The 5,671-nt window shown below is 54.9% G+C and carries 3 rRNA genes; all 3 read left to right on the top strand.

Going from position 1 to position 5,671, the window contains the following annotated elements:
* Positions 1-190: 190 nt before the first annotated feature.
* A 16S ribosomal RNA gene (locus tag MU551_RS23075) occupies positions 191-1,714 on the top strand.
* A 511-nt stretch (positions 1,715-2,225) separates the two neighbouring features.
* Positions 2,226-5,350 (top strand): 23S ribosomal RNA (locus tag MU551_RS23070).
* Positions 5,351-5,553: 203 nt separating this feature from the next.
* Positions 5,554-5,670, top strand: a 5S ribosomal RNA gene (gene rrf / locus MU551_RS23065).
* The 16S, 23S and 5S rRNA genes sit together here, the layout of an rRNA operon.
* Position 5,671 lies beyond the last annotated feature (1 nt).

Genomic DNA, 5,671 nt, shown 5'->3' with positions numbered 1-5,671 from the left:
TGTGTCTGTTGTTTGAGAACTCAATAGTGTGCCAAGTTTGTTGATACCAATTGTTTTATTGATTGGTTGTTTTGGCCAGGCCTGTCCACCCCGTGGATTGGGTTTGGTTTTTACAGCTGGTTTCAAATTTTTGCAGTCTGGTTGCCGCGTTTTCCCGTGGTTTCCTGGTTGTTTCTGTTTTTGTTTTACTTCAACGGAGAGTTTGATCCTGGCTCAGGATGAACGCTGGCGGCGTGCTTAACACATGCAAGTCGAACGATGAAGGGAGCTTGCTCCTGGATTAGTGGCGAACGGGTGAGTAACACGTGAGTAACCTGCCCTTAACTCTGGGATAAGCCTGGGAAACTGGGTCTAATACCGGATATGACTCCTCATCGCATGGTGGGGGGTGGAAAGCTTTTTGTGGTTTTGGATGGACTCGCGGCCTATCAGCTTGTTGGTGAGGTAATGGCTCACCAAGGCGACGACGGGTAGCCGGCCTGAGAGGGTGACCGGCCACACTGGGACTGAGACACGGCCCAGACTCCTACGGGAGGCAGCAGTGGGGAATATTGCACAATGGGCGAAAGCCTGATGCAGCGACGCCGCGTGAGGGATGACGGCCTTCGGGTTGTAAACCTCTTTCAGTAGGGAAGAAGCGAAAGTGACGGTACCTGCAGAAGAAGCGCCGGCTAACTACGTGCCAGCAGCCGCGGTAATACGTAGGGCGCAAGCGTTATCCGGAATTATTGGGCGTAAAGAGCTCGTAGGCGGTTTGTCGCGTCTGCTGTGAAAGACCGGGGCTCAACTCCGGTTCTGCAGTGGGTACGGGCAGACTAGAGTGATGTAGGGGAGACTGGAATTCCTGGTGTAGCGGTGAAATGCGCAGATATCAGGAGGAACACCGATGGCGAAGGCAGGTCTCTGGGCATTAACTGACGCTGAGGAGCGAAAGCATGGGGAGCGAACAGGATTAGATACCCTGGTAGTCCATGCCGTAAACGTTGGGCACTAGGTGTGGGGGACATTCCACGTTTTCCGCGCCGTAGCTAACGCATTAAGTGCCCCGCCTGGGGAGTACGGCCGCAAGGCTAAAACTCAAAGGAATTGACGGGGGCCCGCACAAGCGGCGGAGCATGCGGATTAATTCGATGCAACGCGAAGAACCTTACCAAGGCTTGACATGGGCCAGACCGCCGCAGAAATGTGGTTTCCCCTTTGGGGCTGGTTCACAGGTGGTGCATGGTTGTCGTCAGCTCGTGTCGTGAGATGTTGGGTTAAGTCCCGCAACGAGCGCAACCCTCGTTCTATGTTGCCAGCACGTGATGGTGGGGACTCATAGGAGACTGCCGGGGTCAACTCGGAGGAAGGTGGGGACGACGTCAAATCATCATGCCCCTTATGTCTTGGGCTTCACGCATGCTACAATGGCCGGTACAAAGGGTTGCGATACTGTGAGGTGGAGCTAATCCCAAAAAGCCGGTCTCAGTTCGGATTGGGGTCTGCAACTCGACCCCATGAAGTCGGAGTCGCTAGTAATCGCAGATCAGCAACGCTGCGGTGAATACGTTCCCGGGCCTTGTACACACCGCCCGTCAAGTCACGAAAGTTGGTAACACCCGAAGCCGGTGGCCTAACCCCTTGTGGGAGGGAGCTGTCGAAGGTGGGACTGGCGATTGGGACTAAGTCGTAACAAGGTAGCCGTACCGGAAGGTGCGGCTGGATCACCTCCTTTCTAAGGAGCACCTACAGTTTCCTTGCCTCATGTATGTGAGTGTGGAGGGACTGTCAGGAGTAAAGGCCCATTGCGCAGGCGATTGTTCTGCGGTGGGTGCTCAAGGGTGGAATATCAGCAAATAGGTGCCTGGTGGCACGGACCGGTTATTAGTACGGATTCTGTTGCTCTTTCTTTCGGGGAGGGGTGCGGGGTTCAGGAAGGTTTCCGGTGCGGGTTGTTGGGTAGTGTTTGGCACACTGTTGGGTCCTGAGGCAACAGGGCCGGGAAGGGTTTGTTCTTTTCCGGGTTTGTTTGTTTCTGGTTTCCTGGCTGCATCGATCATGCGCGTTGCCCTGCGGGGTGTGTGTGGGGTGTGTGGTTTGGGGTTGTTGTTTGAGAACTACATAGTGGACGCGAGCATCTTTTATAAGAAGCAATTTCCAAGAATATGAACCTGGATCTGTCCGTTGGTCTTTGTGCCGGCGGGTGGTTTTCGTGGTTCTCTCGAAATGTTTTTTTGATCTTTTGTGGTCAAGTTTTTAAGAGCACACGGTGGATGCCTTGGCATTAGGAGCCGAAGAAGGACGTAGGAATCTGCGATAAGCCTGGGGGAGTCGATAACCGGACTTTGATCCCAGGGTCTCCGAATGGGGAAACCCCGCCAGACGCGCGAGTGATCTGGTGACCCGCATCTGAACACATAGGGTGCGTGGAGGGAACGCGGGGAAGTGAAACATCTCAGTACCCGCAGGAAGAGAAAACAACAGTGATTCCGTTAGTAGTGGCGAGCGAACGCGGATCAGGCTAAACCGTTCCATGTGTGATAGCCGGCGGGCGTTGCATGGTCGGGGTTGTGGGACTTTCCGTTCTGTCTCTGCCGGGACAGTGAGGTGAGAGTACGGGCATAGGTGAACGGTCTTGAAAGGCCGGCCAGAGAGGGTGTGAGCCCCGTAACCGAAATGTTGTGTACCGCCTGGAGAGTATCCCAAGTAGCACGGGGCCCGAGAAATCCCGTGCGAATCTGTCAGGACCACCTGATAAGCCTAAATACTCCCTAATGACCGATAGCGGACCAGTACCGTGAGGGAAAGGTGAAAAGTACCCCGGGAGGGGAGTGAAACAGTACCTGAAACCGTGTGCTTACAATCCGTCGGAGCAGTCTTAGTTACTGTGACGGCGTGCCTTTTGAAGAATGAGCCTGCGAGTTAGTGTTACGTCGCGAGGTTAACCCGTGTGGGGAAGCCGTAGCGAAAGCGAGTCTGAATAGGGCGTTGCAGTGGCGTGATCTAGACCCGAAGCGAAGTGATCTACCCATGGCCAGGTTGAAGCGACGGTAAGACGTCGTGGAGGACCGAACCCACTTCAGTTGAAAATGGAGGGGATGAGCTGTGGGTAGGGGTGAAAGGCCAATCAAACTTCGTGATAGCTGGTTCTCCCCGAAATGCATTTAGGTGCAGCGTTGCGTGTTTCTTACCGGAGGTAGAGCTACTGGATGGCCGATGGGCCCTACAAGGTTACTGACGTCAGCCAAACTCCGAATGCCGGTAAGTGAGAGCGCAGCAGTGAGACTGTGGGGGATAAGCTTCATAGTCGAGAGGGAAACAGCCCAGACCACCAACTAAGGCCCCTAAGCGTGTGCTAAGTGGGAAAGGATGTGGAGTTGCGAAGACAACCAGGAGGTTGGCTTAGAAGCAGCCATCCTTAAAAGAGTGCGTAATAGCTCACTGGTCAAGTGATTCCGCGCCGACAATGTAGCGGGGCTCAAGTACACCGCCGAAGTTGTGGCATTCAGATTTTTGCTAAGCCCTTGTGGTTCAGGCGTCTGGATGGGTAGGGGAGCGTCGTGTGGGCAGTGAAGTCGCGGTGTAAACCAGCGGTGGAGCCTACACGAGTGAGAATGCAGGCATGAGTAGCGAAAGACGGGTGAGAAACCCGTCCGCCGAATGATCAAGGGTTCCAGGGTCAAGCTAATCTGCCCTGGGTAAGTCGGGACCTAAGGCGAGGCCGACAGGCGTAGTCGATGGACAACGGGTTGATATTCCCGTACCGGCGAAAAACCGTCCATGCTGAACAGGGGATACTAACCGCCCGAGACCTGACCGATCACCCTTGTGGTGTGAGGTTTTTGGTGGAGCGCGGGACCTGATCCTGGGAGGTAAGCGTATTAACAGGTGTGACGCAGGAAGGTAGCCGAGCCGGGCGATGGTTGTCCCGGTCTAAGGATGTAGGGCGAACGGTAGGCAAATCCGCCGTTCATGATGCCTGAGATCTGATGGGACTCCCGTAAGGGGGGATTCGGTGATCCTATGCTGCCTAGAAAAGCATCGGCGCGAGGTTTTAGCCGCCCGTACCCCAAACCGACACAGGTGATCAGGTAGAGAATACTAAGGCGATCGAGAGAATTATGGTTAAGGAACTCGGCAAAATGCCCCCGTAACTTCGGGAGAAGGGGGGCCCCCATCGTGATGGACACTTGCTGTCCGGAGCGTGCAGGGGCCGCAGAGACCAGGGGGAAGCGACTGTTTACTAAAAACACAGGTCCGTGCGAAGTCGCAAGACGATGTATACGGACTGACTCCTGCCCGGTGCTGGAAGGTTAAGAGGACCGGTTAGCCGCAAGGCGAAGCTGAGAATTCAAGCCCCAGTAAACGGCGGTGGTAACTATAACCATCCTAAGGTAGCGAAATTCCTTGTCGGGTAAGTTCCGACCTGCACGAATGGAGTAACGACTTCCCCGCTGTCTCAACCATAAACTCGGCGAAATTGCAGTACGAGTAAAGATGCTCGTTACGCGCAGCAGGACGGAAAGACCCCGAGACCTTTACTATAGTTTGGTATTGGTGTTCGGAGTGGCTTGTGTAGGATAGGTGGGAGACGTTGAAGCCCGGACGCCAGTTCGGGTGGAGTCATCGTTGAAATACCACTCTGGTCACTTTGGACATCTAACTTCGGCCCGTAATCCGGGTCAGGGACAGTGCCTGATGGGTAGTTTAACTGGGGCGGTTGCCTCCTAAAAAGTAACGGAGGCGCCCAAAGGTTCCCTCAGCCTGGTTGGCAATCAGGTGTCGAGTGTAAGTGCACAAGGGAGCTTGACTGTGAGAGAGACATCTCGAGCAGGGACGAAAGTCGGGACTAGTGATCCGGCGGTACATTGTGGAATGGCCGTCGCTCAACGGATAAAAGGTACCTCGGGGATAACAGGCTGATCTTGCCCAAGAGTCCATATCGACGGCATGGTTTGGCACCTCGATGTCGGCTCGTCGCATCCTGGGGCTGGAGTAGGTCCCAAGGGTTGGGCTGTTCGCCCATTAAAGCGGTACGCGAGCTGGGTTTAGAACGTCGTGAGACAGTTCGGTCCCTATCCGCTGCGCGCGCAGGAAATTTGAGAAGGGCTGTCCTTAGTACGAGAGGACCGGGACGGACGAACCTCTGGTGTGTCAGTTGTACTGCCAAGTGCACCGCTGATTAGCTACGTTCGGATGGGATAACCGCTGAAAGCATCTAAGCGGGAAGCTCGCTTCGAGATGAGATTTCCATACACCTTGTGTGTGAGAGGCCCCCAGCCAGACCACTGGGTTGATAGGCCGGATGTGGAAGCGAGGACTAACGACTCGTGAAGCTGACCGGTACTAATAGGCCGATAACTTACACCACACACCACCCCGCAAACGGTTCAAAAGCGTTTGCAACCAGGGGCTGGTAAAAAGAAAACAAGACTGCTTGCGTCCACTATGTGGTTCCCAACCAACAAACCCGAACACCGGTTTGCTGGCCACGGGAACAAAAACTACATAACAACACCACAGAATGTTGTAACCACAGATTTCCCACCCCCACACAGGGTGCGGACACAGGGTTACGGCGGTCATAGCGTGGGGGAAACGCCCGGTCCCATTCCGAACCCGGAAGCTAAGACCCACAGCGCCGATGGTACTGCACCCGGGAGGGTGTGGGAGAGTAGGTCACCGCCGGACA

The sequence above is a fragment of the Arthrobacter rhizosphaerae genome (genome assembly GCF_023062595.1).
Taxonomy (GTDB): Bacteria; Actinomycetota; Actinomycetes; order Actinomycetales; family Micrococcaceae; genus Arthrobacter; species Arthrobacter rhizosphaerae.
Note: the sequence above shows the minus strand (reverse complement) of the source record. Positions and strands in the feature narration are given on the sequence as shown.